This is a genomic window from Mesorhizobium ciceri biovar biserrulae, from assembly GCF_001618845.1.
GTDB lineage: Bacteria > Pseudomonadota > Alphaproteobacteria > Rhizobiales > Rhizobiaceae > Mesorhizobium > Mesorhizobium ciceri.
This window is the reverse complement of sequence record NZ_CP015064.1, coordinates 1,312,595-1,338,978: the sequence shown is the minus strand read 5'-3', so window position 1 is coordinate 1,338,978 and position 26,384 is coordinate 1,312,595. Positions and strand designations below refer to the sequence as shown.

23 protein-coding genes and 1 pseudogene are annotated in these 26,384 nt (G+C 63.3%); 2 read left to right on the top strand and 22 right to left on the bottom strand.

What is annotated here, in order from left to right:
- Nucleotides 1–342, top strand: coding sequence for a hypothetical protein (locus A4R29_RS05935; protein ID WP_063171469.1), 342 nt, complete (start codon nt 1–3; stop codon nt 340–342).
- Between the two features lie 20 nt (nt 343–362).
- Complete coding sequence (locus A4R29_RS05930) at nt 363–1,814, top strand: c-type cytochrome (RefSeq protein WP_167355169.1); 1,452 nt, start codon at nt 363–365, stop codon at nt 1,812–1,814.
- Here A4R29_RS05930 and A4R29_RS32810 read toward each other — a convergent pair.
- From A4R29_RS32810 to ccoN, 22 genes and pseudogenes are all read right to left on the bottom strand, one after another.
- Nucleotides 1,786–2,211, bottom strand: coding sequence for a c-type cytochrome (locus A4R29_RS32810; protein WP_082827331.1), 426 nt, complete (start codon nt 2,209–2,211; stop codon nt 1,786–1,788). The two genes, A4R29_RS05930 and A4R29_RS32810, sit on opposite strands and share 29 nt — an antisense overlap.
- A gap of 70 nt (nt 2,212–2,281) precedes the next feature.
- Nucleotides 2,282–2,605 carry a hypothetical protein gene (locus tag A4R29_RS32805; RefSeq protein ID WP_013533226.1) on the bottom strand — a complete coding sequence of 108 codons (324 nt, stop codon included), beginning with the start codon at nt 2,603–2,605 and terminating at the stop codon, nt 2,282–2,284.
- 538 nt (nt 2,606–3,143) lie between these two features.
- Nucleotides 3,144–3,347, bottom strand: a complete 204-nt coding sequence (locus A4R29_RS05920; protein WP_013533227.1) for a CsbD family protein — start codon at nt 3,345–3,347, stop codon at nt 3,144–3,146.
- Between the two features lie 1,124 nt (nt 3,348–4,471).
- Nucleotides 4,472–5,521, bottom strand: a complete 1,050-nt coding sequence (fni, locus tag A4R29_RS05915) for a type 2 isopentenyl-diphosphate Delta-isomerase (protein ID WP_063173594.1) — start codon at nt 5,519–5,521, stop codon at nt 4,472–4,474.
- A gap of 88 nt (nt 5,522–5,609) precedes the next feature.
- The gene (locus A4R29_RS05910) at nt 5,610–6,503 is read right to left on the bottom strand and encodes a terpene synthase family protein (RefSeq protein ID WP_063171466.1); all 894 of its coding nucleotides are present in this window, start codon (nt 6,501–6,503) and stop codon (nt 5,610–5,612) included.
- On the bottom strand, nt 6,500–8,047 hold the full coding sequence (locus tag A4R29_RS05905; RefSeq protein ID WP_063171465.1) for a hypothetical protein: 1,548 nt from the start codon (nt 8,045–8,047) through the stop codon (nt 6,500–6,502). Before A4R29_RS05905 ends, A4R29_RS05910 begins: the two co-directional genes overlap by 4 nt.
- Before the next feature lie 294 nt (nt 8,048–8,341).
- Nucleotides 8,342–9,340 carry a polyprenyl synthetase family protein gene (locus tag A4R29_RS05895; RefSeq protein ID WP_063173593.1) on the bottom strand — a complete coding sequence of 333 codons (999 nt, stop codon included), beginning with the start codon at nt 9,338–9,340 and terminating at the stop codon, nt 8,342–8,344.
- 107 nt (nt 9,341–9,447) lie between these two features.
- Entirely contained in the window at nt 9,448–10,791 is a 1,344-nt protein-coding gene (locus A4R29_RS05890; protein WP_027164047.1) for a cytochrome P450, read from the bottom strand.
- On the bottom strand, nt 10,791–11,636 hold the full coding sequence (locus A4R29_RS05885; protein WP_027164048.1) for an SDR family oxidoreductase: 846 nt from the start codon (nt 11,634–11,636) through the stop codon (nt 10,791–10,793). The genes A4R29_RS05890 and A4R29_RS05885 overlap by 1 nt, the downstream gene beginning before the upstream one ends.
- Nucleotides 11,623–11,931 (bottom strand): ferredoxin, encoded by a 309-nt coding sequence (locus tag A4R29_RS05880; protein WP_063173592.1) that lies wholly within the window; start codon nt 11,929–11,931, stop codon nt 11,623–11,625. The genes A4R29_RS05885 and A4R29_RS05880 overlap by 14 nt, the downstream gene beginning before the upstream one ends.
- Before the next feature lies 1 nt (nt 11,932).
- Nucleotides 11,933–13,222 carry a cytochrome P450 gene (locus tag A4R29_RS05875; protein ID WP_063171463.1) on the bottom strand — a complete coding sequence of 430 codons (1,290 nt, stop codon included), beginning with the start codon at nt 13,220–13,222 and terminating at the stop codon, nt 11,933–11,935.
- 88 nt (nt 13,223–13,310) lie between these two features.
- On the bottom strand, nt 13,311–14,513 hold the full coding sequence (locus A4R29_RS05870) for a cytochrome P450 (protein WP_063171462.1): 1,203 nt from the start codon (nt 14,511–14,513) through the stop codon (nt 13,311–13,313).
- 818 nt (nt 14,514–15,331) lie between these two features.
- Nucleotides 15,332–16,041: pseudogene (locus tag A4R29_RS35615) on the bottom strand (isopentenyl transferase family protein).
- A gap of 111 nt (nt 16,042–16,152) precedes the next feature.
- Nucleotides 16,153–17,334, bottom strand: coding sequence for a 5-demethoxyubiquinol-8 5-hydroxylase UbiM (ubiM, locus tag A4R29_RS05860; protein WP_063171460.1), 1,182 nt, complete (start codon nt 17,332–17,334; stop codon nt 16,153–16,155).
- Between the two features lie 747 nt (nt 17,335–18,081).
- Nucleotides 18,082–18,237: a cbb3-type cytochrome oxidase assembly protein CcoS gene (gene ccoS, locus A4R29_RS05855; RefSeq protein ID WP_063171459.1), complete on the bottom strand. Its 156-nt coding sequence runs from the start codon at nt 18,235–18,237 to the stop codon at nt 18,082–18,084.
- Entirely contained in the window at nt 18,234–20,522 is a 2,289-nt protein-coding gene (locus tag A4R29_RS05850; RefSeq protein ID WP_063171458.1) for a cation-translocating P-type ATPase, read from the bottom strand. Before A4R29_RS05850 ends, ccoS begins: the two co-directional genes overlap by 4 nt.
- The gene (locus A4R29_RS05845; protein WP_063171457.1) at nt 20,519–21,016 is read right to left on the bottom strand and encodes a FixH family protein; all 498 of its coding nucleotides are present in this window, start codon (nt 21,014–21,016) and stop codon (nt 20,519–20,521) included. Before A4R29_RS05845 ends, A4R29_RS05850 begins: the two co-directional genes overlap by 4 nt.
- A complete protein-coding gene (gene ccoG, locus A4R29_RS05840) occupies nt 21,013–22,530 on the bottom strand; it encodes a cytochrome c oxidase accessory protein CcoG (protein ID WP_063171456.1) in 1,518 nt (505 codons plus the stop codon). Before ccoG ends, A4R29_RS05845 begins: the two co-directional genes overlap by 4 nt.
- A 176-nt stretch (nt 22,531–22,706) precedes the next feature.
- Entirely contained in the window at nt 22,707–23,570 is an 864-nt protein-coding gene (ccoP, locus tag A4R29_RS05835; protein WP_027164058.1) for a cytochrome-c oxidase, cbb3-type subunit III, read from the bottom strand.
- A gap of 2 nt (nt 23,571–23,572) precedes the next feature.
- Nucleotides 23,573–23,722 carry a CcoQ/FixQ family Cbb3-type cytochrome c oxidase assembly chaperone gene (locus tag A4R29_RS05830; RefSeq protein ID WP_027164059.1) on the bottom strand — a complete coding sequence of 50 codons (150 nt, stop codon included), beginning with the start codon at nt 23,720–23,722 and terminating at the stop codon, nt 23,573–23,575.
- A 12-nt stretch (nt 23,723–23,734) separates the two neighbouring features.
- Nucleotides 23,735–24,466 (bottom strand): cytochrome-c oxidase, cbb3-type subunit II, encoded by a 732-nt coding sequence (gene ccoO / locus A4R29_RS05825; RefSeq protein WP_027164060.1) that lies wholly within the window; start codon nt 24,464–24,466, stop codon nt 23,735–23,737.
- Nucleotides 24,457–26,085 carry a cytochrome-c oxidase, cbb3-type subunit I gene (gene ccoN / locus A4R29_RS05820; protein WP_063171455.1) on the bottom strand — a complete coding sequence of 543 codons (1,629 nt, stop codon included), beginning with the start codon at nt 26,083–26,085 and terminating at the stop codon, nt 24,457–24,459. Before ccoN ends, ccoO begins: the two co-directional genes overlap by 10 nt.
- Nucleotides 26,086–26,384: the final 299 nt, after the last annotated feature.

Here is a 26,384-nt window from a genome sequence, read left to right as displayed (position 1 = left end):
ATGCAGGCGATCCGTACCGGCGTTTCCTGGGCAGGCCTGGTCAGCGGACCAGTTGCGTGGGCAATAACGCTGCAGCTCGATTATTCGATTGCATCCTGGCAATGCCACGCCGGCTTTCGTCCCACTGCCTTGTTCTCGTTGACAGGCGCCGCTGTCGCCCTGGCAGGCGCGCTGCTGTCGTGGCACGCCGTTCATGACCGCGGACATGGTACGGTCCCGCCCCGGAAGGCGCGCACGCGCGCATTCCTTGCAAGGACTTCCGTGGGCATCGGGGTGCTGTTCACGCTCATCTTGCTGGCGCAGCTGATGGCAGGGCTGATCTTCAGCGGGTGCGAACTGTGACGAGGTCAAAGGCCCGGAGATTGGCCGTCCGCCGGTGCGCGCCTTGGCCTGCCGCGGGCATTCCATTCCCGGCCGTCACCTCCCGGGCGGTCGCGCTCGTCTTGGCATCGTTGGCGCTTTGCACTGAGCTGCGGGCGAGCGAAATCCAGAAGGGTGAATACCTTACCCGAGCGGCCGACTGCATCGGCTGCCACACGTCCAATCCGAGCCGCCCGTTCGCTGGAGGCTATCGCGTGCCGACACCCTTCGGCGACGTATACTCGACCAACATCACACCTGATCCTGACACGGGCATTGGACGCTACTCCGCGGACGAGTTCGTGCGGGCCGTGCAGAAAGGTGTCAGGCGCGACGGAGCCGATCTCTATCCCGCCATGCCCTATGACAGCTTCGCCGCGATGAGCCGCGAGGACGTGCTTGCGATCCGGACCTACCTCCTGGCGCAGCCGCCGATCTCGCAGCCGCAGCCGCGAAACATCCTGCCTTTTCCATTCAACCAGCGCTGGACAGTTGCGCTGTGGAAGCTCGCGAACCTGCATACCGGCAGTTTCACGCCCGATCGGAACCGGACCGCCGCATGGAACAGGGGAGCCTACCTGGTCGAGGTGCTCGGCCACTGCGGTGCCTGCCACACGCCAAGGAATGCGACGTTCGGCATGGATGAAGACCACAAGCTTGCCGGCGGCACCGCCGGCATCTGGCAGGCCTTCAACATTACCAGCGACAAGATCGCAGGCGTCGGCGGCTGGAGCAACGAAGAGCTGTCTCGATTTCTCAAAACCGGCGCCGTTCCCGGGAAGGCTTATGCGGGCGGGCCGATGGCGGAAACGGTCATGAACAGCCTGCAACATCTTTCCGATGACGATATCCAGGCCATCGTCGCTTATCTCAGGGACGTGCCCGCCCAATCGGGAGACGAAAAGCAGCCGCGGTTCTCATGGGGTAACGCGGCCACGGCCGACGGCGATGCTGGAACCGAAGGGATGACGCAAGGCAGCGGGACCGCAGCCGGCGATGATCTCTATCGATCGCTCTGTTCGACGTGCCATGGGGCGAACGGAGGCGGATCGTCAGACGGATCCTATCCGTCCTTGACCCGCAACAGCACCCCCGGCGCGGCCACGCCCGAGGATGTCGCCATGACCATCCTTGAAGGCGTCAAAGCTGGCGACGTGGCGGGGCGTAAGTCGATGGCGGCCTTCGGCGGCTGGCTGGACGATGGCCAGGTGGCAGCCCTTGCAAATTACGTCACCGCTCGGTTCGGAAATCCCGACGTCAGCGTTACCGCGGCCGATATACGCCAGATGCGGGCCGGCTCGACAACAGGCCAGACAATCATGGTTCTGGCGGCTCAATCACTTGTGGCGTGCGCCGCCGTGTTGATGCCTGGGCTGCTGCTTCTGCTGGCAAGGCGCCTGCGCCGTCGGACCAGTTCAGTGCGCCTCATGTCCGCGCATAGAGATAGGCGGTGATGTCGCGTGCCTCTTGAGGCGACAGATTTGTATTGGGCATGGCCGTGTTCGGGTCTACGTCCCGCGCTCTGCTGATCCAGCGCATCATCGCATCCGGGCTGGCTCGCGATGCCCCGATATATCCTCTTTCGACGACGCCCCGCAGGGAGGGACCGACGGTACCACGGGCGCCGGGCACCCCCGGGATTTCGTGACATCCGCCACAGCCGTTGCGGATCATGGCCGGGATGGCTCGTTGAGGGTCGCCGCCGATCGCCTGCACAAGCGTGGTTTCTCGCAGACTGTTGCTGCGAACCAAACCGCTGGCAAAGACGGCAAAACCGATGACGACAGCCGCCGATGCTCCTGCCAACCACCAGAATCGGGGCGGCGCTTGCTTGGCGGCCTGCCGGTTCATCTGCGCTTACCGCTCTCAGCGCTCAATGCGCTGCCGAAGCACTGGTCCGGCAACGGATTGAGGAGCCGGCTCATTTATTACAGTTCTGCACATTCGATGTTGTCGTGCCGGTCGCGGTGTTGTTGTCGATGTCGTTGCCTGCCGAATCTTTGCAGCGGTCAGTCATGCCACCTGATTTCGTTGTGGAATTTGTCGAATTTGTAGTGCTCGGATCGGAAGGATTCACGGACGTTCCAGAGCCGGTGCCGCTGTTGCCGCCGGTATTTCCAGACGTAGCCCCGGTGCCGTCGTTCGAGCCCGAACCGCTGTTGGAGCCGGAACTGTTCGACTGTGCCACTGCCGATGTGGCCAATGTGAGCGCGAGCACAGCGGCGGACAGAAGTTTGACGATCATGGTGGATCTCCTGGTTGGGTGTACCGCCACCAAACCAATCCTTTCCTGATATGTTCCCGGCGAAATCGTGTTCAGCAAAATTCTTGTGAAACAGGTTTTGTGCCGGCACTGCAGACCGGCTAGCCGCGCGACGGCGGTCGATATAGGTGCGCCGCCTTGGCGTCGTCCGGCCGCGGAAGCAGCGCTGGCCGCATGCCCTCGCCTGAAGCATAGTTGCTCACTGGTGGCCGCTGCCCGCGTCCCCGACCAATGCCCGATCATCCCCGGATCGGAGACAGCTCAATCATCGCCATGAAAGTCATAGCAACGGGCCGAGCACGAATATAGCCAGTAGAGCAAGAAAAATCACGGCGATAACTGCGATCGCCCACGTGACAATTCTTCTTGTCCCCCGTTGCTCCTGCTTGCGAGAGATATTTTCAGCCACACTACGAAATCCTTGCTGCAAAACTCAACCGACGACAAGGCTCAGCGCCCGCATGGTCCTGCCGGACTGTTGGGCCGCGTCCTGGAATGGCCACAGCCGGGGCTCACATGCCTACCAACCCTGCCGCCCGTACCAATCGTCGACATCGCGCCGCACGCGGTCCTTTTCGATGCCGTAACGCTCCTGGATCTTGCCTTCGAGTTGATCGCGCTTGCCGGCGATGCGGTCAAGGTCGTCATCGGTGAGTTTGCCCCACTGCTCCTTGACCTTGCCTTTCACCTGTTTCCAGTTTCCTTCCACGCGGTTCCAGTCCATGACACCGTTCTCCCTGTTTTGGAAAGGTCCGGAATAGGAAACGCAATCCAGTCAAGGATGTTCCTGGAAACAGCCAACGCGCTGCCCGATGCCGAATCGGTTGCCAGAAGTTATCGCCCCTTGCGGTCCGCAAAGTACGTTCGAGCCAACTTTCAGCCGAGCCATCGTCGCTCGCTCAAACCCGCGTATTGCACGTCATATGCCAAGGCTCTAAACGGCTCCGACGATGCTTTACATTCGTGCCCGATCACGTTTGAGTGCTGTCAGGCAATCAGCGCTAACTCCAGCGGAGGCGACAACACACCATCGCCGCCTAATCCCCCTACTCCCACTCAATCATCAACTGGAACTCTAACAAACTGATTTTACAGCTGAAATTTGTCTACATTTTCCAAAATACCGCCTAAAATACCGCCTGATTCCTACGCTGTTGAAAAGGCTATAACAATGTGGCCGCTCGTGCGGCATGCACACTTTTGACTGCATCATTTATCGCCGCGTTGCGCGTACCCCAGCCGGCTCATCTCGCAAGATTTCACGAATGAGCCGCGACGGCCATGGTCCGCACGCCGGCTCCGAATTCGAGGTCCCGGTACGCTCCGTCGGTGCTGCAGAGCCGGGTCTGGGGAAACGGTTCGGCGACTTTGCACGCAGCGATCGGTCGTCGGCAAGCTGGCCAGCTTGCCGAGCACGGCTTAAGCATGAACGGTCCCGCTCGGTGCTTCCAAGCGACGCGAACGAAGGTCAGGGGATGAACTGAACGGGCAGGCCTGTTGCATCGATTTGATCGTCTCGAACTCCGTGGCGTAAGGACTGCGAGATCGCCGTGGTCGTGTGGGTCCTCTGCGGTATCTTTGCAACCGGCATGCCAGGAGAGTTTTTGCGGACCCCTTGTTTCAAAGACGGGAAACATGGGCATGAGTGGCGCACCAAGGGAAAGACTTGCGGCCTGAGCTTCGGTCTTCGAAGAAGCGCGATTGTAACCGCACATGGCTGACTGCAAGACAGTCGTCGAACACGTGAGAATAGGTGCATCGTCTGCTCTAGGTGCGCCGAGACCTCTCACCATTAAGGTACCGTGTTAGCGCCTCGGCGCCCGCCGTAATGTACGGTTGATGCCGGCATCAACCAGCGGGCGGACGCGCAAAGGGCAACAAGCGCGCCTGACGCAACGCCGCCAGATCAGCCGAGCCGGTGCAGAAGCAGGCGACGGCCAACTGGCGGATGATGATCTCGAAATGCGCGACAACCGCCTCGGTGGACACCGTCGCCGCGCGCAGCACGCCGGCCGCCTGCCCGGCGATGTCCGCGCCCAGGCGGATGGCCTTGGCCACGTCGACGCCGTCGCGGATTCCGCCCGACGCGATCAGCTTCACCGCTGGCAGCGCCTGACGTACCGCCTGCACGCTGGCCGGGGTCGGAATCCCCCAATTGGCGAACGCCATCGCCACTGCACGATCGGCGGCATCGCGGGCGCGCTCGCCCTCCACCGCGGCCCAGCTGGTGCCGCCGACGCCGGCGACATCGATCACCGCCACGCCCGCCTCGACGAGCGCAGAAGCTACCGACTCGGACAGGCCGGACCCCACTTCCTTGGCCACAACGGGCACCCCCACGCTGCGCGCGGCGCGAGCGATCTGCGCCAGGACGCCGCGCCAGTCGCGGTCGCCCTCCGGCTGTACCGCCTCCTGCAGCGGATTGAGATGGACTATGAGTCCATCCGCCTCCAGCGCATCCACCGCCCGGCGCGCCAGGTCCAGCCCGTCGGCCTCGCGCAGTTGCGCGGCGCCGATATTGGCCAGCAAGGGAATGTCTGGGGCCACGCGGCGCAACTTGCGCGTCAGCCCCTGGGAGTTGCGGGATTGCAGGCTCACGCGCTGCGAGCCTACGCACATGGCGATCCCCAAGGCTTGCGCTGCCTCGCTCAGATGCCGGTTGATCGTCTCGGCGCGCGGCATGCCGCCGGTCATGGAGCTGATCAGCAGCGGCGCGCGCATGGTCTTGCCCAGCAGCGAGGCGCGCAGGTCGATCTGCGTAAGGTCCAACTCGGGCAATGCGCAGTGTGCGAAACGGATGTCCTCCCAGCCGGCGGCGACGGTGGCCGGCGCCGTTCGGGGATCCAGCAGGATGTCAAGATGGTCGTCCTTGCGCTGGCTCAGGGCGGTGTCGTTTATGCTCGCTTCGTCAGTCGCATCGGGCGATGGCGTTGCGTCGTTGGATCGGACCGACGGCAGCGCGCGCACGCCGCCGCCTCCCGCGCGTTCAGAACGGCCCATGCTGGCCTGCGTCGCTGCGGTAGCGGTTAGCCGAGGTCTGATAGTACTGCGCGCGGATAGCCGCCATGGTCTCGATCAACGGTTCCCATGGCACGGGTAAGCGTGCTTCCGCCATCACCCGGTGCAGCATGCGCGTATGGCCCGCCAGCTCGTCGTTGAGGAACTCCAACACAGGCATAGCCGGATAGCGCTGCAGCAGCAGGATCGCGGCGTTGTCGGCCTCGCCGGCCAACCTGTCCTTGTCGCGTCCATGCAGATCGTTCTGCAGGCGCCCTATCACAGAAATGAGCCGCAGGACCTGGCGAAACGCCGGACGAGAGCGCAAGGTCGCCATGTCCAGCCCCCACAACAACGACAGGCAGCACAACACGTTGCTGTAGGCGATCGAATCGATGCCGTTGTGCAGGTACTCGGCGTAGGACCAGCGTTCCGCCCCTGCCGTCTGCGCGTCTCCGGCGCGCAGCGCCGCGCAGTAGCACCGGGTATCGTCGAGAAGCTGAGTATAGTCGCGATAATCATAGGCGAGCGCGGCCAGCGAAGCACGGAGCACAGCGCAGCCCTCGAATCCGGGGAGTGCACACGGCACGCCCTGCCCCAGCGCCTGCTCGACCGCAGCGAGCTGCTCCGGCGCGATCAGGCGAAGGTCGTTGCAATCATCGAGCCAAAACAGCAGCGCCAGTTCGCGATAGAATGCCACGATCAGAGTTTCGTCCTGCGGATCGCGGCCAGTGCGGGCGCCGGTGTCGTACAGGCTCGGGCGAATTTGCTGCAGGATGTACCGGCCGCCCCTGACCGCTTCGACGGCATGCTCGTCGGCGAACCCGGTCAGGGAACGTCCCCACTCAAGCACCTGCGACAGCGCGCGTTCGGGCTGGATCATGGTGCCACTCCTCGCCCCTCGGCTAGAACGCGGCGCCCCCAATGAAGCGCCAGCCATAATCCGGCGAGTTCGGCCACGCGCACGACCCGAGTGGGGCAATACAGTTCCTTGCCGATCCACAGCTGCGTCTGCGGCAACGCATGCGCCGTATAGCGGGCGAGCATCCACTTCAGTGCACGCCCCACCGCCTGCGCGATGCACCGGATTGTCGGCTCTTCGCTTCCGTCCATCACGTGCAACGCGAACACCGCATAGGCGGTTTCCTCGAATGTGGACACGCGACCGGCGCCCCAGCCGCCGTCGCTGCGCTGCGCCTGCAGCAGCGCTGCCAGCGCGCGTTCGTCGCGCCACTGGGGCTTGCCTTGCGCCAGCGCAGCGACCGCATGCGCGGTAGGATACAGCCAGGAAACGTGCCATTTTTCGTTGTCCCATAGACCGTGCGGATTGCGATTGGCCTCGACGTAGGCGGTGGTGCCGGCGGCGGGCTTTCCCAACATGCGCAACGCATGCAGGGCGTGGATGTTGGTCGACACCGATGCGTTGCGCTCGCCGGGGAAGGTGACGAATAGCTCGCCGATTTCGAAATGGCGCAACGCGTCGACAGACACGTCCCGGCCTCCAAGGCGCAGGACGCACAACGCAACGGCGGTGTCGTCCGCATCGGCCGCGAAGTGCAAGGCCGGACCCAAACCGCGCACGCCCAGGCGGGCGTCGAGCTCCAGGACGATCACGCGCACCGCCTCGGCGAGCGCGGGATGCGCGAACAGCCCGGCCAGATGCAGGGAGTACAGCGACCAGCATGGCTCGAATACATTGATCGGCCAGACGTTGGGAAGGACACCTTCGATGCCGGTGCACGTCGCACGCGATGCAGCCTGCAGATACGCGTCGGCGCGCCCGACCTGCAGCGTGCTCCCCTGTGTGGCGGCGTGCGCACGCCACGCGGCGGTGGCCGCCGGACTGATGCCGATGCTGCCGTCGTCATCCGGGCATGCGGCGGCCGACGAGGTGCCCCAGGCTTCCCAGGAGTGCAGCAACGGATGGCCGCTCGGCAACGTCGCCACCGCACCTAGCTTGACCAGGCGCGCTTGCCGCAACGGCAACAGCGCCGGGTGGCGCGGAAACGCCACGCCGCCCAGCAAGGATGCGGCCTCGCTGCACAACTGCGGAAGAATCAGCTCCGCGCCGATCGGCGCGTCTTCCGGCACCGCATGCGCATAAGGATCGGGCTGGCGCTCGAGGAACCGAGTTGCAGTCTGGACTGCATCGGCAGCCCCGGGAAGAAGATCGGCACGCTGCAATGCCAGCAACGCCGCCCAGGTGGGCGCATGGCGGAACAGGGGGAAGTCCGAGCTTCCCCATCCGCCATCGGCTTGTTGCTGCGCGATGAGCCACGCGTAGGCATCCTGCCGACCGGTGACGTTGCCGTGGAACTGCAGAACTCGCGCCGTGTCGTAGACGGACGGACCGACGCTGCCGCCGTCGCTCATCTCGCTCAGCAGATGGCGCAGTTCGGAAAGGATCTGTTCGGATAGCGCGCTCACGCGGGATGTTCCTTCTGCAGGCAGTTGACGAGAATCAGGATCGGGCAGACGCCGCGCACCTCGTCGCAGCCGTCGCGGCCCGGCGCATGTGCAGCCCGGACGGCAGCCCTGCTCCGGCGCGGGGACGCGCGCCAATGCCGGCGCCGGTCCGCCGAATAGGCTTGCGCGCAGCGCGCCGTGCGCCGCGGCCGCGCTGGGCAACGCTGATCATCGCCGCGGACTCGGACACAGCGCAGCATGCACCGCTGCCGCCGGCCGATCGCTGCGGCACAGGGCCCATGCGGACGGGCGAGCTCATGCGCAGGGCGTGTGATTGAAGAGATACGCTTTTGCCCGCTGCAGCATCTGCCCCAACCGTTCCGCACGCGGTCCCAGCGGGGCGATGGCCTCCCCGGCGTCGCGCAATAGATCCAGCGCGAACTGGCGCGCTGCCTGTAGCCCCATGATCGAGGCGCAGGTCGGCTTCTGCGCTGCGGCGTCCTTGCCGGGGGTCTTGCCCAGCGTCGCGGTATCCGCTGTCGCGTCGAGAACGTCGTCGACCACCTGCAACGCCAGGCCGAAACAGGCGCTGTAGCGATCGAGCGCACAGTACAGCGCAGCGTGCGCGGCATCCTCCGCGATGGCGCATAGCGCGCCCATGCGTACGGACGCGCGCACTAGCGCTCCGCTCTTCATCCGGTGCATCGCCACGATCCTGTCTAGCTCGACGTCCTTTCCGACCAGCGACAGATCCATGGCTTGACCGCCTGCGGCACCCTCGGCGGACACCGCCTGCGCCAGTTCGCGCACGAGCGCTATACGGTTGTTGCCCGGCGCATCCAACCTCGCCAGGGCCAGAAAGGAGTGCGCCTGCAGCGCATCGCCAACCAGGATCGCAGTGGCTTCGCCGAACTTAACGTGCACGGTCGGAAGGCCGCGGCGAAGCACGTCGTCATCCATCGAGGGCAGGTCGTCGTGGACCAGGCTACAGGCGTGCATCATCTCGATGGCTGCGCCGACGTCGTCGAGCATGTGCGCCGGCGTGTCGGCCAGTGCGCCAGCAGCCAGACAGAGCAAGGCGCGGGTGCGCTTCCCGCCGTGCAAGCTGGCATAGCGCATGGCCGCCATCAAATCGGTCTCACCGTCATTTTCGGCGCAGAGAAGACGCGCCAGCGCCTGTTCGACCCGCTTTGCGCCGTCCTGCATCCAGATCTCCGGCAGCAGCCTGCCGGATGCGCCGCGCGCCTGAGCGCCCAATTCGCCGGGCGCGGAAACGCCAGTTCGGTCGTTGTGTAGTGTGGAACCGGTCTGCATGTTGTTCATAGTCCTTGTACCTGACACGGCCACTGCGAGCTCCTAACCGCCGCGGTATTGCCGGTGTCGCACTGAGTGCAGCGCGCCTTTCCGGCGCCGATGCCAGCTCATGAGAATCCGATGCGGACTGCCATGGACGGATGTGCGGTCGGGTAATAGCGTCGGCCTTTTTCGACACCGCTCAGCAGCCGCGGCCTCACCCCGGCCCCGTGCATGGTCAGCGCCAAAGCGATGCAGAACTGCACCATTTCCAGCCATACCAAGTGGTAGCCGATGCAGACGTGTGGGCCGGTACCGAACTGCAGCATGTCCACCGGCCGGATCGGCTCTGTGCGTTGCAGCCACCGCGCCAGCTGGAATTGATCAGGCGACTCGTGCAGCAGCGCCGAGGTCGAGAAATGCAGCAGCGGGATGCACAGATGGGTGCCCGCCGGAATGCGTCGTTGGCCGAGTTGCAATTCCTGCAGCGCGCGACGCGGCAGGAGCGTGGTCGCCGGATGCATGCGCAGCGTCTCGCGGAACAGCGCCTCGGCGACCGGACACTGCGCCAGGTCCGCGTGCCGGGTCGGCACCGCGCCCACGCGTTGCGCCTCCTCGACCAGGGCGTCCCACAGCACAGGCTGCCGAGCCAACTCGATCACCATCCAGGCCATCGTCGAGGCGGTGGTGTCGTGACCGGCAAGTAGCAGCAAGCGGATATTGGCAACCAGTACGTCATCGGAGAGCACATCGTCACTGTGATCGAAGGCGCTCACCATGTCGTTGATCAACCCGGTGCGCGCGGCATGCGCGCGCGCGTCGCGGACGAACTGGCGCAACTGCGCATCGATCCAGTCGCGGGCGGCGCGGCCGCGCCGCAAGGGCAGTCCGGGAAGGTCGATCGGGGGCGCGACGATCAACTGCAGCAGTTGCCGGTACTTTCGATGCCATCCCGGCAGATCCTGCGCGGGGATTCCCATGAGGCTGAAGATGAGCTTGAGCATCAGGTCGCCGGTTTCGCGCAGGATGGTTACGTCGCCGCGGTCGCGCCACGCCTGCACCCGCGCTCGGATGACGGGCGCGAACAGGTTGCCAATGCCGGCCTGGGTCAGCCCCTTGGGCAGGAACGCCGCCTTGATCGCATCGCGCGCCTGGCGGTGCGCGCCGCCGTCCTGGGCTACCAACGTTCCGCCAAGCAATTCGGGCGCGATCTCTTCGATCAGCGCCGAGGACACGTCCTTGTGCCGGAGCAGTGCGAACGCATCCGGATCCACGCAGGTCATCAGGTGTCCGGCAGGGCCGAAATCCAGCCAGAAGTGGCTGCCCAGCGTCCGTTCCCCGCGCCGCAGCAGGCGCGGCAGGTCGCAGACGATCGCGGGAAGATGCCCGATCAGGGGGAAAGCGCCGGGCATGACCGGAATGTCGTGCCGCAGCCGGTGCCGACGGTCCAGCGGGTTGAGCAGCATGTCCATCAGCAGCGCGGCGCCGCGGCCGCTTCGGTGATGCCGCCGGCAGGCCGCGCTGCGGGGCTGTTGCCACCGTCGGCGAACGTCGGCACATGCGCCAGCAGGCCGCCGTCGACGCACACGACCTGGCCGGTAATGAACGCAGCATCGCCAGAGAGCAGGAACGCCACCAGCGCGGCCACGTCCTCGGGGCGGCCGACGCGCGGCAGGAGCTGGTGCCGGCGCAGATGCCGTTGCATGCACTCGTCCAGCTTGGCGAGGAGACGCTCGGACATGATGAGACCCGGCGCAACAGCGTTGCAGCGAATCTGCGCATGACCGTACTGGGTGGCGAGCGAGGCCGACAACATGTTCATCGCCGCCTTCGACGCGGCGTAGGACGTCTGCGCGGTGTCACCGCTGAGCCCCTGGCACGACGACATGTTGACGATCGCGCCACCGCCGCGGGCGATCATCCGTGGGATGGCCTGTCGGCAGCAGAGCAGCGTGCCGCGCAGATTGGTCGCCATAGTCTCATCCCAGACCGCCAGGTCCAGGTCGAGGATCGCGCAGTCGCATGGGGTCAGATGCATGGCGCTGGCGTTGTTCACCAGCAGGTCGACCCCACCGAAGTGCCGCTCGGCCGTCTCGAACAGCGCTGCCACCGCCTGCGCATCGGCGATGTCCGTGGCCAGGGCCAGCCCGTGGCCCGCTTCGGCCGCGATCTGCGCGGCGCAGGCGATGGCCGCCGGGGCATCAATGTCGGCCACCACCACTCTGCCGCCCTCTCGGGCGATGGCGAGGGCGCATGCCTTGCCGATGCCGGCGCCGGCGCCGGTCACCACGGCCACCTTGCCTTCAAACCGTCCCACCGTGTCCTCCTGGGTTGCCTTGGTCTTTCGCGGCGTGCTGCTCAGCCTCCGCCGGAGAAGGCGCAGGGTCGGCGCCGGCGCGCTCGTCATCGCTAGCGTCGCTTTCGATGACCCGAATGGCGGCGACCGGGCACTGGCTGGCCGCCATCCGCACGGCGGCGTGCAGCGCCTGCGGGACCGTCGCCACGCATAATTCGGCCACTCCGTCCGGTTCGCGCTGGCGAAAGGTGCCCGGCAGCGTCAGCGCGCACTGCCCAGTGGTTCCGCACAGATCCTGGTCGACCAAGACGCGCATCTCAGCCCCCCTGCGCATGCAGCCGCACCGGCAGCGCGCGGAACGTCCTAAGGAACGCGGAGGGCTCCCTGGTCGGCTGCTCGGCCAACGCCAGCGTGGGAAAGCGCGCCTGGATCCGCGGCAGGCTCTCGGCCAACTGCACCCGGGCCAATTGCGCACCGAGGCAGAAGTGGATGCCGTGGCCAAAGCTCAGCATGATCTTCCCGTCGCTCGACATGCCAGGACTGGTGCCGTAGAACCGCGCGGGATCGAAGCGGTCGGGATCGGCGAAGGCGTCCGGGTCGCGATTGCCGGCCGCGATCAGCACGCGCACGTCCGCGTTCTTCGGGATTACCACGCCGCCCAGTTGGATGTCGCGTTGGGCGATACGCGGAATGGAGCTGAACATGGCGGGCGCGTCGCAGCGCAGGACCTCTTCGACGAATGCCTTCACTCCCACGGCGTCCCCCTGAAGCCAGTGCCGCTGTTCGGGAAACGCCAGCATCGCCAAGACCCCATGGTCGATGCTCGCAGCAGTGGTGGCGAAGCCGCCCAGCAGCATGCCCCACAGCATGCTAATCAACTCCGCATCCGACAGCGTGTCGGCATCGTCGTCGTGCGCGCCGACTAGCATCGACACGATGTCGTGGCGGGGATCGGTGCGTTTGCGCTGTATGAGGTCGCCGAAGTAGGCCTGCACCCTGGCGCTGGCCGCGTCCGCCGCGGCGAGCTGGGGATCACTGGCGTGCGGGCTCAGGCCTTCCAGAATGGCGCCGATGCCAGTGGCGAGCCCGAACATGTCGTCCTGGGGCATGCCGAACAGTTCGGCGAAGACCAGCATGGGCAAGGCCAGCGCGAATTCCCGATGCAGGTCCACCGCCTCCCCCCGCTCAAGCGCGGACGCCATGCAGTCCAGGCGCTCTGCGACGATGCGCGCGATGCTCGGCCGCAGGTTGTCGATCTCGCGCATAGTGAAATCGCGCGAGATCAGCCGGCGCAGACGCGTATGCGTCGGTGGTTCCTTCATCGCTAGCGTGGACGCCAGCAGACTGAGCGACAGGCTGGTCGCCGCACGCGGGAAATAGCGCGCCAGTTCGCCCGGCGCTGGTCCCCGAAACGCATCGCCCGTGGCCTTGAGCACCCAGTAAATATCGACGTGGCGGCTCAACAGATAGAGGCCCGACGCCGCGCGATGCACCGGATCGTGCTCGCGCAACCACCGCATGAACGGATAGGGGTCGTGGATACACGCTAGCGACGCCAGTTCGGCGAAGGCATCCCGGCATGCTGCCGTGGTTTCGTCCATCTTGATTACCTGTTGGCTAGCTGATCTGATCGGCGCGTTCTAGGCGCGCCGGCAAATTGCAGAGAAGATCGCGATTCCGGGCGGCGTCCGCACATCACCAGAGCACCGGGAACTCCTCGAACCCGCCAGTGATGATCTCTTTGCGCAACTTGAGCGCTTCGGGCGCCACGGCCAGGCGCAGCGCGGGAAAGCGCTGAAAGATCGAACCGACCACCACCTTGAGTTCCAGCCTGGCCAGCGCCATGCCAATGCAGTAGTGCGACCCGTGGGAGAACGCCAGGTGGGGGTTTTCGTCGCGTCCGATATCGAAGATTTCCGGGTCATCGAAATGGCGCGGATCGAACGACGTCGCCGGCAGGCCGACGAGCACCTTGCTCTCCGCGGGAATATGCACGCCCGCGATAGTCACGTCGGTCCTCGGATAGCGCATGACGCCGTCCCAGCCCGCGCCCGGCGGGTACATGCGCAGGATTTCCTCCACCGCCTTGTCCACCAAGGATGGATCGCCGACCAGGCGTTCGCGCTGTTGCGGATGGCGGAGCATGGCCAGCAGGCCGAATTCGATCTGCGCAACGGTGCTCTCATGCCCCGCCACCAGCATGCCCGCCGCCAGGCCGATCGCCTCTTCCTCGGACGCCTTGCCCTGGTCGACCGCCGCGAGCAGATCCGTCAGCAGATTGTCGCCCGGATCCTGGCGCTTGTCTCTCATCTTGCCGCGAATGTAGGCGCGCAGTTCTTCCCAGGCCAGGCGAGACGCGCTGCGCGGACCGCTTTCATGCTGGTGCGTCATCACCTCGTCGGACAGTCCGGCGAAAAAGGCGTGATCCTCATAGGGCACGCCAATCAGCGCGCTGATGACCATGGCCGGAAGCGGAAAGGAGAGATAGCGCCTCAGATCGGCAGGCTGGGGCTGGGCGGCCAGCGTCTCGAACAACTGCGCGGCGATCGCCTCGACCTGCTGCGCGAGCAGCTTCACCCTGCGGTTGCTTAAGGCCGGCGCCACGATCGTGCGTAACCGGTCGTGCTCGCCCCCCTCGTGCGAGACCAGCCATCCCGGCGAACCGAGAATTACTGAATCCGGGGTGAATGCCGCCGGCGGCATTCCCGCGGGGCGGAACGCCGCGTCGGACAGCGCTGCCTTGGCCTCGTCGTAGCCTGTCACCCACCAGCCTTCGTGCCCTGACGGGAAGCGCACGCGGTGGATCGGACCGTTGGCGCGTAGCGCCAACATCTCGGGCGAGGGCTCGATGTGATCGACGCGCCACATCGGCAGCGTCGGCAGTGGTTGTTGGGACATCGTGGCACTTCAGTCTCTAACCTATGGAAGGGCGAAAGGCGCTGCGGCAGCCAATGACGTAAGACGGCATGTAGACGTCCCGCAGCGCAGACTTATCCTGCGCCTTCGAATTCAGAACAAGGTGAGTGTAGTAGGCCGGCCTTTGCGTCGTAGCCGGCCATCAACATTTCGTGCGCAAGGGTCGAAAAGGGGGGCAGCCTGTGGTAGCGGCGGCTTCGCCGGGGCTCCCTTCCCATAGAATGCTGTCTGATGCGGGTTTGACATTTTACTTTTCTTTCTTCGTTCAGTTGATCGCGACGTCGTCCACAAAAAGACCGTCGGTCGGCGGCTCCGGCTTGCAACGAAGGAGTTTCAAAACTCGTGCCAATTTGGCGACCCAGCAGAGGAAAAAATATTGTGATTGTTTTCAGCGAGTTAGCCTGAGGCCAGACAGCTCGCCGAAATAGGCCGGCGTCGCGGACCCGACAAAAGGCGACAGAACAGGTCGGAAAGCGGTCGTCACACACCAGACTGGCGACTTCATGAGTTGTCTGTCCTGGAATGATGGCAGGCCGCCTGACCTTTTTGAACCATGGGCCACCTCTCGATGTAGTCATCTGGCGAACGAGGCCTGCTCGATGACAACGCCTGCCTCGCGGGTCCCATTTCGGATGTCCTGCAGATGATCTGCTGAAGGATCGTATGACTGGCAAAGTATCGATGGAGATTCGCTAGCGCGGCCTCTGCCGCAGCAGCAATTAATGGGCGTCGCCGGCGAGCTCATTGACGTGGTTTTATATTTCTGAATTCGTTTCAACTGCGGCCCAGGCCGACACTCTTCACCTGCCGCTCTTCCACGCCGCAGGAATGCAGGGAAATTCACGTTCCTGCCAGCGAGCATGCGCCAGATACTCAAGCGCGATTGCCTGAGAAAGGTAGACGATCTGAGTTGGCTGGATCGCACGCGGGAGGTCGCCCAGTGCGATTCCTAGGGTTTCGGCATACGCTACGACTGTACGGTAGCCCGCGAGGCCTCGCAGGAACACATGCGAGCGCGGGTCAGGCCACAATGAGCAATCTCGTTAAGCATCGAGCGGCAACCATTTACGGGAGCTAACATTTCACGGACGCGCGACCTCGCTTTGGCAATGTAGTCCGCGCGTGTCTTCAAGTGAAGGCGTTCGTAGGTCCAGCGGTGCGCTTTCCATTTCTGATCGGCGACCATTGCCCGCAGGAGTGAAACCGAGCCGCCTTCCAAGATAAGCAACGGCACGTGCTGATCAAATTGCGCTACATGATCGTGCAACAGGGAGTTCGCCTCTGCGGCATAGATCTCTCCAGCAATAACTGGCCTTTGAGCAAGGTAGATTCTACGGGTGAACCGCAGTTCGGCGTTTGAGGGTCGGCCGCTTCCGACAGCGAGTTCGGGATAGCATTGAATTCGGTCTAGAACGAGCACCGGCGCGCCCGTACGCTGAGCGAGTTCGAGGGACGCGACGGTTTTGCCGGCCGTCGTCGGTCCAATAATGAGGTGCAGTCGCGGACTCATGACAGCGCAGCAGCAAGACGATGATTCCGGACGTGCGCAAACGCGTATTGTAGCCAAGGAGTAAACTCGGAAGGTTTCTCACTCAGAAGAAGGATTTCCAATCTGGTGCTTTCATCGTTTGAGCATGGCCGAGATGACATGCCGGACGAGGGGAACATGTTGGGCGAACCGAAGCCCCGCATGGCGTGCAAGCCGTGCCACCGGTTGCTCGCTCGAGTAGAGGCCGACGAGTATATTCGTAGCATGGTAGAGAGGCGCCGCGGACAGGCGCAGCCCCCTTTCGTATCTGTGCAGCATGGCGGGATCGGCAATATCACGGCCGTGGCGACTTGCAGTTAAGATTGCATCGGCAAGTTGCTTTTGGCTGCTGAGACCGATGTTGAAGCCATGCGCAGTCACTGGATGCATTCCGATAGCAGCGTCCCCGATGAGTGCCGCGCTCGGAGCCTTAAATTTGTGCGCCCACGTGGTAACCAGCGGATAGGTGTGGCGGTTGCTTGCCAATTCCATCTTCCCGAGACGGCCTCGACACCGGTTCGTCAATTCCAAGAGGAACAAATCGTCGTTGAAGGCAAGCAGTCTGTCGGCCTCGCTTGAGGGCAGAGTGAGCAGCAACGAGGACATCCCCTCCCCGACAGGCAACATCGCTATCGTTTGATGATGATCGAACCATTCGGTTGCCACCTGGTGATGGGCGCCCGCATGTCGCACCCGGCAGATCAGCATCGAGTGGCCAAGCCGATTAATGTCGGCGCCGATGCCGAGCAGATCACGCGTGGGCGACAGGCGCGAATCCGCGGCAACAACAAGCCTGGCGCTCAACTGCATGCCGTCAGAAAGCGTTATCACTGCTCCTTTGTGGCTGGTCGTTGCACGGACAACCGGGTGGCCGCACAGCAGAAGTGGCTCATCGCGCAGCCGAACAACTTTGAACAACGCATCGCGAATGCGGCAGTTCGGGACCAAGATTCCGAGGGGTTCTCCAGACGCTATGGGAGCGTCAAAACGCAGTGCGAAAGCGCTCGAACCGTTGAGCACGCGCGCGCCATAAAGCGGCGATTTCTCCGAAGCTGGGATCGTATCCCAAGCGCCGAGCTGGCGAAGGATTCTGATGGAGGCGGAAGTCAGAGCGATTTCGCGGCCATCGAAAGGCGCATTCGCGAGACGGTCGATGGAGTTCTGTTCAACAACTGCCACCTTGAGTTGGCTTTGGGCGAGCGAAGCGGCGAATGAAAGGCCGACCGGCCCGGCTCCCACGACAACAATATCGAAGCTATGGTTAGCGCTGCACATCACCGTACCGCCATGGGTAGATTGTGCAGGGCAGATGCAGGTTACGCTCGGACCGGTGCTGTGCGCCGCCAACGGGCGGCTGCATCGCCCTAAGGCGCAGGGCAGTAAAACCCGAAGCATACCATCGGTTCAACTGCGGACGCGCATCATTGCACCAGTCATAGTCTCCTCGCAACCAAGCGTAAGGCCAGCCATCAAGCGAGTTTCTCACAGTGCCGGCTATTGGTGGGCGAAGCGCCACAATTACGCTGCGCACAGGGTCGGCGCGCGTCAGTCCAGACCCGCGGAATGATCTGGCCGCCGCCCGCGCTCCCACATCGCCTAATCTGGCTCTGCTCATTCTTCGCGGCCGTTTTGATCGAAAGCGCGCATAGGTCTTCGGCCGCGGCTCGTCGAAGCAGCAGAGCCGACCACTACGGTGAAAAGCCAAAACCGTCGAGACGGTGACACTGGCGACCAAACTCCACTGAGCATTCGTTCTCCCTTGCAGGGCCGATAAACCACGGTAATGAGGAGATAGTCCTGATCTGGATCAGCCAGACGCGTTGGAAGGTAGCGCGGGCTCCCGCTCCACTGGTGATCGCGATCTCGCACTCGCAACCCGTACGCTGCCAACTCCGCACGTGGACTGGGCAACGCAATCACTGTCTGAGAGAGGCTTTTTCACAATCAACGTCAAGTCGGGCCTGGGAATTGCAAGCTGCTGAGCATCCGCACCTTGTTCCAGAACATGGACAGCGGCTTCATTCAGCGTTCCAGATCGTCATCATGGTCGATGAGGATCCGCTCGGCGGCGCCGTCGAGATCCTGATATTGACCACTGCTCAAGGCCCACACAACGCCAGACAGCCCCAGCGCGCCGAGAAGCAAAGCCACCGGAATGAGATAGACAAGCGTCGTCACGACGGCTGCGCCGATGCATGAATGCCGGAACCAGCGGCTGTCGAAGAAACTCTCGTCATCCGGTTCGGCGCAAAGCCTTGCAGACGCAACGCGTTCCCGATCACGAGCAGCGATGAAGCGGACATCGCGATCGCCGCGATAAGAGGCGTGGCGTGGCCCAGGATGGCGATCGGCACGGCGACGGCGTTGTAGACGATCGCAATGGCTATGTTCTGGCGGATCAGGTGCCCCGCCTTGCGCGAGACGTCCAGCGCGAGCGGCACTGCTAGAAGACTTTCGCGTAGGAATACGAAGTCGGCCGCATTGCGGCCAATGTCGGCGGCGGTGGCCGGTGCGATCGAGACATGCGCCGCGCTCAGTGCAGGCGTGTCGTTGAGGCCGTCACCAACCATCAGAACCTTGTGTCCGTCTTTGGCCAAGGTCTCGATGCCTTCGACCTTGCCTGACGGCAGCAGGCACGGAGCGAAGTTGTCGACACCCAGCATTTCTGCAACTTCGGCGCATGCGCCCCCAGTATCGCCCGACAGCATCTGCACCGACACCCCGGCGTCGCTCAATCGCTTGATCGCCGCGCCGGCGTCGGCGCGCAGCGCATCCTCGAAATTGAAGGTCGCGACAATGAGCCCGTCTTTTGTCAGCACCGTTCCGCCATAGCCATGTTTGCCTTCACCACCGGTCCGGGCCTTCCATCCAGCCCATCCGCGTCGACCTAGCCGCCAAGTGCTTCCGGCGTCGGTGGCTTCGATGCCAAACCCTGGATGCTCGGTCACGGTATCGAATTTGTGCCGCGCGCCAGGAGCGGCAAAGCCGGCTATGGCCCTTGAAAACGGATGGCGGGAATGCGCGGCCATGTCTCCCGCGACTGCCAGCATGCCCGGATCCATCGAGCCCGCATTGACCAGCCGGGGCTGGCCGAGCGTGAGGGTCCCGGTCTTGTCGAACACTGCTGTATCAATCGTCGCCAGGCGCTCCATGGCCGAACCGTCCTTGACCATGATGCCGTTCTCGAACAGGCGCCGCGCCGCGACCACCTGCACGATCGGCACGGCGAGGCCGAGCGCGCACGGGCAGGTGATGATCAGAACGGCAATGGCGATGGTTGTCGCCCGGTGCCAGTCGCCCGTCGCCGCCATCCAGCCAAGGAAAGTCACGAAGGCGGTGAGATGAACCACCGGAGCATAGAGCGCTGAAACGCGATCGGCGATCCGGCGATAATGCGCGCGACCGCCCTCAGCGGCTTCCATGAGCCGAACCATTTCCGCCAGAAACGAATCTTTCGCGGCGGCTGTCGCCTCAATCGTCAGCGGGCCGGTCAGGTTGAGGACTCCAGCCTGTACGGCTTCGCCTGGCGCTACGCTTCGGGGCGTGCTCTCGCCCGAGACAAGCGAACAGTCCAGGTCCGACGTCCCTCGAGAGACCTTGCCGTCAACGGGTATCCTTTCACCGGCTGCGATCAACAGCAGCATGCCGGGTTCGATCTCGCCAACCGGCAGATAGTCGCGTGCGCCGTCGCCGCGCAGCACCATGGCGCCACGTACGGCCAACTGGGACAGGCCTTTCACGGCGGTCCGGGCACGTTCGCGCATCACGTGATCCAACGTGCGGCCGATCAACAGGAAGAACAGCAGCGACACCGACGCATCGAAATAGGCGTGGTCGCCATGGTTGATCGTCTCGTAGAGGCTCATGGCGTAGGCGAGGGACACCCCGACCGCGATCGGCACGTCCATGTTCATGCGGCCGTGACGCAGCGCGTTCCAGGCCGAGCGGAAGAAGATGCCGCCCGCGAAGGCAAGTGCCGGGATCGCGATCAGCGCCGAGAGCCAATGAAACAGGTCCCGCGTTGCGCCTTCGGCGCCAGACCAGACCGACACTGAAAGCAGCATGATGTTGCCCGCCGCAAAGCCGGCGACAGCAACGGCGCGGATCAGCTCCGAAAGCGTTTTGTCCTTGTTGTCGACCTCGGGGTCGAACAGATGCGCCTCGTAGCCTAGCCGTCCCAGCGCGGCGACGAACGGTGGCACCTGGTTTCCACGCCAGCGGACCGCGACCCGCTTCGTCGACAGGTTGACCCGAGTGCTCTCCACTTGATCGAGCATTCCCAATGCCGTCTCGATCGCCTCGATGCAGGCCGCGCAATGAACCGTGGGGACTGAAAGATCGGTCTGGCGGAGATCATCGCCGAGCGATCGGCTCGCCAGCCTTATCTCCTGGCTGGACGGCAGGACCGATCCGGTGTTGACCAGATCAAGCGCCATTTCGGCGCCCGGTGCACAACAACTCATTGCAGCGCTCCATTGGAAATCATGATCCTGCGGACGTCGCGATACGGCTTTTCCAGACCGGCGTCGGCGTCGACTTCCACAATCCAGACGCCGTCCTTCGGCATGTGCTGGGCTGCGAATTCCTGGTCCGAGGCGGGCGCGAGGATGACCGACTTGTCCTCTTTCTCGTAGGCGGGGCGGCGAAACAGCACCTTGACGCCATGCAAGGGAACCGGCTTGCCGGCGGCGTCGGTGAGGCCATAGCGAACTTCGCCCCATGCAATGGTCAGCTTGCCGATCCAGCCAAGGGCTGCCTGCGCGCGCCCCTCCTCGGCCTTCTTGTTGAATTGCTGGCTCGCCACATAGGTGTTCTCGACGACAAGGCCGGTCCAACTGGTGTTGGCGAGCGTGGCCATCGTCAGATTGACCGCGATGACCACGCCGAAGAAGGCAAGGATGGTGAACAGCATGTGCCTGCCGGTGAATTCGCGGGTTTTTTCAGCGTTAGCGGTCATCTGGCGATCTCCGGCGCGTTGAAGGTGGCGGTGTATTCGTCCGCCTCGAAGCTCGACTTGTCCTCGACACGGAACGTGAAGGTTTGCGCTGCGCCACGGATTTGGTCGGCCGGCTGGCGCACGAAGACCTTCAGCATTTTCAGGCGATCGGGCTCGACCGGGATGGCAAAGGAGCGGCCCGCCTTGATGTCATCCCCAACCACGCTCATTTCGCCTCCTTGCAAGCCCTGCATGGTGACAACAATGATCCGCGGCTCGGGGATCATGTTGAGCAGTTTGACGGTGTAGCCGTTGCGGATCGAGCCGTCGGACAACGGTACGAATTGCGGATTGCGGTCGTGCAGCACATTGACTTCGAGCCTGTCGCGCGTCAGCAGCGAATAGAGCAGACCCAGGCCGATCAGCGACCACAGACCCATGTAGACGTAGGTGCGTGGCCGGAAGATCTTGCTGACATGGAAATGCGCCACCTTGTCGGAGAACAGGCCATCAGCGGTCCTGACCAGCGACGGGTTGACTGAACTGGAGCCGCCCGCGGTCGCCAGCATCATGTTGGCGTTGTAATCGGAGAGCGTCGCGTAGGAAATCAGTCCGCGTTCCCTGCCGAGCTTGCCCATGACGCCGTCGCAGGCGTCGATGCAAAGCGCGCAGGTGATGCATTCGAGCTGCTGGCCGTCGCGAATGTCGATCCCCATCGGGCAGACCGCGACACAGGCATTGCAGTCGACGCAGTCGCCGACCGACTGTCCCGCGGCTTGCACCTTCTTGGCATGACGCGAACGCGGTTCGCCGCGCCAGTCGTTGTAGGTGACGGTGAGAGAGTTTTCGTCGAGCATCGCCGCCTGGATGCGGGGCCACGGGCACATATAGGTGCAGACCTGTTCGCGCATCAGACCGCCGAACGTGTAGGTGGTAGCCGTCAGGACGGCGACGGTGATGTAGGCGACGGGTGCGGCGGTGCCGGTGAAGAGTTCGCCAACCAGCGTCGGCGCATCGGCAAAATAGAAGATCCAGGCGCCGCCGGTCGCCACCCCAATGACCAGCCAGACGGCGTGCTTCGATACGCGCAGCATCAGCTTGCGGGCGGTCCAGGGACCGGCATCAAGTTTCATGCGGGCGTTGCGGTCCCCCTCGATCGCACGTTCGACGACCAGAAACAGATCGACCCATACCGTCTGCGGACATGTATAGCCGCACCAGGCACGCCCGACAGTCGAGGTAATCAGGAAAAGACCGACGCCGGCCATGACCAGAAGGCCGGCCACATAGTAGAATTCCTGCGGCCAGATCTCGATGAAGAAGAAGTGGAAGCGCCGGTTGGCGAGGTCGAGGAGCACGGCTTGGTCTGGGGCAAATGGACCTCGATCCCATCGCAACCACGGTGTCAGGTAGTAGATGCCAAGGGTGATCGCCATCACCAGCCATTTGAAGCGGCGAAAGCTGCCTGAGGCGCGCTTGGGGAAGATTTTCTCGCGTCTGGCATAATGCGGCTGGCGCGGATTGGGGGAATTCATGGCCGAGGCTTCGAGCCGTTCTATTCGCGTCCTACTGCACACATGCGTCTCCACTCCCAGCCAATGTCCGAAGCGTGCCGCATTGATGATGCGGCGCAGCCGAAATGGTGTCGAGGCCCGGCTCGCGCCGGGCCTCGTCGCTTGGCAGGGGGAGGCCGAGAATAGGGCTTTCCTTCCTATTCTCCGCCGCCAAGCGAATGGACATAGACCGCAAGTTCCTTGACTTTGATCTCGCCGAGACGGCCGACCCAGGCCGGCATGACTCCCTGTTTCGGTGCACGGACCTGCGCGGCGATGGCTGCCTCGCCGGACCCATAGAGCCAGATCGCATCGGTCAGGTCGGGGGCGCCGAGTTCCTTGTTGCCCTTTGCATTGTCGCCATGACAGCCCACGCAATTTTCAGCAAAGACCTTGGCGCCGGGCTCGATCAGACTTGCGTCCTGGACCTCGCCGGAAAGGCTGGCGACGTAGGCGCTGACCTGAGCGATCTGGTCAGCGGCTATGATGTCGCCAAAGGCAGGCATTTCCGACAGGCGCGTGTCCGGATCGGACGCGAAGCGGATCCCGTGCGTAATTGTCTGCTGGATCTGCTCGGCCTTGCCGCCCCATAGCCAGTCGTCGTCGTTGAGATTGGGAATGCCCTTGGAACCTTGGGCGCCGGAGCCATGACATTGGACGCAATTGATCTTGAAGGCGGCGCTACCGGCGGCAATGGCGAATTCGCGCAGGGCATCATCCGAGACGATTTCCCAGACACTTTTCGACTCCACCGCCGCGAGGTATTTGCCCTTCGCTGCTTCCGCATCCGCCAGCTCGTGCTTGACGTCATTGCGGCTCGAATAGCCGAGAACACCCGTCGTCGCCGAGTGCAGCAGCGGCCATGCCGGATAGGCGATCGTGTAGCCGATCGCCCAGACGATGGTGACGTAGAAGATGGTGATCCACCAACGCGGAAGCGGGTTGTTCAACTCCCGGATGCCATCCCATTCGTGGCCGGTGGTTGGGACCCCAGAGGTTTCATCGATATGCTCCTCGCTCATGATCACTCGTCCTGAAGCGGAATTCGGGCAGCTTCGTCGGCCAGAGCGCGGCTTCCGGGGCGGAGCGCGAAGACACTTGCCCCCGCAAAGAAAAGCGCCATGGCAAGCAGACCCCAGCTATCCGCAAACTCCCGCATCAAATTGTAATCCATGGAAAACACTCCTCAGCGGTAGCCGGCGGCTTCGTCGTAGTTCTTGAAATCGACCAACGTGCCGAGCATCTGCAGATAGGCGACGAGGGCGTCCATTTCGGTGACTTGTTGCGGATTGCCATCGAAGTCGCCCACCTTTGCTTTCGGATAGCGCTTCTCGAGGCCGGAGGTGTCGGCATTCGGGTCAGCCTGCGCTTTCAGATCGGCATTGGCGTTGGCAATCATGTCATCCGAATAGGGGACACCGACGCGCGCATTCGCAACCAGATGTGTCGAGAAGTCCTTCACCTCGATCGGTGCGTCCTTCAGGAAGGCATAGCTCGGCATGACCGATTCCGGCACCACGGAACGCGGATCCGAAAGATGCGCGACATGCCATGCATTGGAGTAGCGGTCACCGACCCGGGCCAGATCTGGCCCCGTCCGCTTCGATCCCCATTGGAAGGGGTGATCGTACATCGACTCGACGGCCAGGCTGTAGTGGCCGTAGCGCTCGACTTCGTCGCGGAACGGCCTGATCATCTGGCTGTGGCAGACATAGCAGCCCTCGCGCACATAGATGTTGCGTCCGGCAAGTTCGAGCGGCGAGTAGGGCCGCATGCCTTCGACTTTCTCGATCGTGTTGTCGAGGTAGAAGAGGGGTGCGATCTCGACGATGCCGCCGACGGTCACCACAAGAAGAGAGCCTACGAGAAGAAGCGTGGCGTTCTTCTCGATAATGGCATGTTTGTCCATCAAGCCCATCGGTTTGGCTCCCTGGCAGGCTGCAGGACAGGCGCGGCACCCGACATGGGCCTCTCCTCACGCTGGTGGCCGAGGATTGTCATGGCGACGTTCCAGGCCATGATCAGGGCGCCGGAGAGGTACATCGCCCCGCCAATGGCGCGCATGACATAGTAGGGGTGCATGGCGGCGACGGTTTCGGCGAAGGAGTAGACCAGGAAGCCCTGCTCGTCGTATTCGCGCCACATCAGACCCTGCATGATGCCGGACACCCACATGACCGCGGCGTAGACGACGATGCCGAGCGTCGCCAGCCAGAAGTGCCAGGTGACCAGCCGCAGCGAATAGAGCCTGTCGCGGTTCCAGAGCTTCGGAACCATGTAGTAGATCGCGCCGAAAGAAATCATGCCAACCCAGCCGAGCGCGCCGGAGTGCACGTGACCGATGGTCCAGTCGGTATAATGCGACAGCGAGTTAACCGCCTTGATAGCCATCACCGGGCCTTCGAAGGTCGACATGCCGTAGAAGGCGACGGCCATCACCATCATGCGGATGATCGGATCGGTGCGCAGCTTGTCCCAGGCGCCGGATAGCGTCATCAAGCCGTTGATCATGCCGCCCCATGACGGCATCCACAGCATGATCGAGAACACCATGCCGAGCGTCTGCGCCCAGTCGGGCAGAGCGGTGAAATGCAGGTGATGCGGCCCGGCCCAGATGTAAAGGAAGATCAGTGCCCAGAAGTGGATGATCGACAGTCGGTAGGAATAGACCGGGCGGTTCGCCTGCTTCGGCACAAAATAGTACATCATGCCGAGGAAGCCCGCGGTGAGGAAGAAGCCCACGGCGTTGTGGCCGTACCACCATTGCGTCAGGGCGTCCTGGACCCCGGAAAAGGCGGAGTAACTCTTGGAACCGAGGAAAGAGGCCGGCATCGACAGGTTGTTAATCACGTGCAGCATCGCGATGGTCACGATGAAGGACAGATAGAACCAGTTGGCGACGTAGATGTGCGGTTCCTTGCGCTTCAGGATCGTGCCAAGGAACAGGATGAGATAGGCGAGCCAGACGATGGTCAGCCAGATGTCGACATACCATTCGGGTTCGGCGTATTCGCGGCTTTCCGTGATGCCGAGCAGATAGCCGGTCGCGGCCATGAAGATGAAAAGCTGATAGCCCCAGAAGACGAACCAGGCGAGATCACCGCCGAACAGGCGGGCGCGACAGGTGCGTTGAACGACGTACAACGACGTGCATAGCAGCGCGTTGCCGCCGAAGGCGAAGACGACGCCGGACGTATGCAGCGGCCGCAGGCGTCCGAAATTGAACCAAGGCTGAATGTTGAGATCGGGATAGGCCAGCTGCAGCGCGATGACCACGCCGATCAGCATGCCAATGACGCCCCAGAACATGGTGGCGATGGCGCCGTAGCGGATCGGATCATCCATATAAGCGGATCGGTCGATCGGAGTTGCCGGCTTGAACTCCGTGTTGCGCAACAAGATCCCGGTGAAGGCAGTAAGGGCAAAAAACAGCACCCACATGTGCTGGCGGAAAGGTCCGTCAATGCCGAAGCCGGCAGCCACCAGGGCTGCAAAAGCAAACAAGCCCACCACGACGATCGCTGTCCCGAATTTCATAGCAAATCCTGATCCCGAATCGCGCGGACGCCCAATCCGCTGTGCATCAATTGCGCAGCTGCCCTCTGCTCGCCCTGATCCATGTCAGGCGCCAGGTTTGTTCGGTAGAATCGAGTTCGCGCAAATCAGAAGGTGGCATACGGAAGCGCGCGACGGGCCTGCCCCGCTCACGACAAGTGGATTGAAGTCGAGCGAACGTCGAGGCGGGCGATATGTCGAGTCGTGCCCTCCGCGACTTGGAAGTACTGCTGCTAGCGTCGCTTGGAACGGCTCGGGCACGACGTAAATGGCGACATCGT

Excerpts from the sequence above, each read along its gene's own strand:
- A4R29_RS05850 (WP_063171458.1), bottom strand. The coding sequence starts at position 20,522 with ATGAGTTGTTGTGCACCGGGCGCCGAAATGGCGCTTGATCTGGTCAAC.
- A4R29_RS05895 (WP_063173593.1), bottom strand. The coding sequence starts at position 9,340 with ATGCAGACCGGTTCCACACTACACAACGACCGAACTGGCGTTTCCGCG.
- A4R29_RS32810 (WP_082827331.1), bottom strand. The coding sequence starts at position 2,211 with ATGAACCGGCAGGCCGCCAAGCAAGCGCCGCCCCGATTCTGGTGGTTG.
- ccoP (WP_027164058.1), bottom strand. The coding sequence starts at position 23,570 with ATGAGCGAGGAGCATATCGATGAAACCTCTGGGGTCCCAACCACCGGC.
- A4R29_RS05890 (WP_027164047.1), bottom strand. The coding sequence starts at position 10,791 with ATGGACATGCTGCTCAACCCGCTGGACCGTCGGCACCGGCTGCGGCAC.
- A4R29_RS05880 (WP_063173592.1), bottom strand. The coding sequence starts at position 11,931 with ATGCGCGTCTTGGTCGACCAGGATCTGTGCGGAACCACTGGGCAGTGC.
- A4R29_RS05830 (WP_027164059.1), bottom strand. The coding sequence starts at position 23,722 with ATGGATTACAATTTGATGCGGGAGTTTGCGGATAGCTGGGGTCTGCTT.
- A4R29_RS05870 (WP_063171462.1), bottom strand. The coding sequence starts at position 14,513 with ATGTCCCAACAACCACTGCCGACGCTGCCGATGTGGCGCGTCGATCAC.
- A4R29_RS05845 (WP_063171457.1), bottom strand. The coding sequence starts at position 21,016 with ATGACCGCTAACGCTGAAAAAACCCGCGAATTCACCGGCAGGCACATG.
- ccoN (WP_063171455.1), bottom strand. The coding sequence starts at position 26,085 with ATGAAATTCGGGACAGCGATCGTCGTGGTGGGCTTGTTTGCTTTTGCA.
- ccoO (WP_027164060.1), bottom strand. The coding sequence starts at position 24,466 with ATGGGCTTGATGGACAAACATGCCATTATCGAGAAGAACGCCACGCTT.
- A4R29_RS05935 (WP_063171469.1), top strand. The coding sequence starts at position 1 with ATGCAGGCGATCCGTACCGGCGTTTCCTGGGCAGGCCTGGTCAGCGGA.
- A4R29_RS05910 (WP_063171466.1), bottom strand. The coding sequence starts at position 6,503 with ATGATCCAGCCCGAACGCGCGCTGTCGCAGGTGCTTGAGTGGGGACGT.
- A4R29_RS05920 (WP_013533227.1), bottom strand. The coding sequence starts at position 3,347 with ATGGACTGGAACCGCGTGGAAGGAAACTGGAAACAGGTGAAAGGCAAG.
- ccoG (WP_063171456.1), bottom strand. The coding sequence starts at position 22,530 with ATGAATTCCCCCAATCCGCGCCAGCCGCATTATGCCAGACGCGAGAAA.
- A4R29_RS32805 (WP_013533226.1), bottom strand. The coding sequence starts at position 2,605 with ATGATCGTCAAACTTCTGTCCGCCGCTGTGCTCGCGCTCACATTGGCC.
- ubiM (WP_063171460.1), bottom strand. The coding sequence starts at position 17,334 with ATGTGCAGCGCTAACCATAGCTTCGATATTGTTGTCGTGGGAGCCGGG.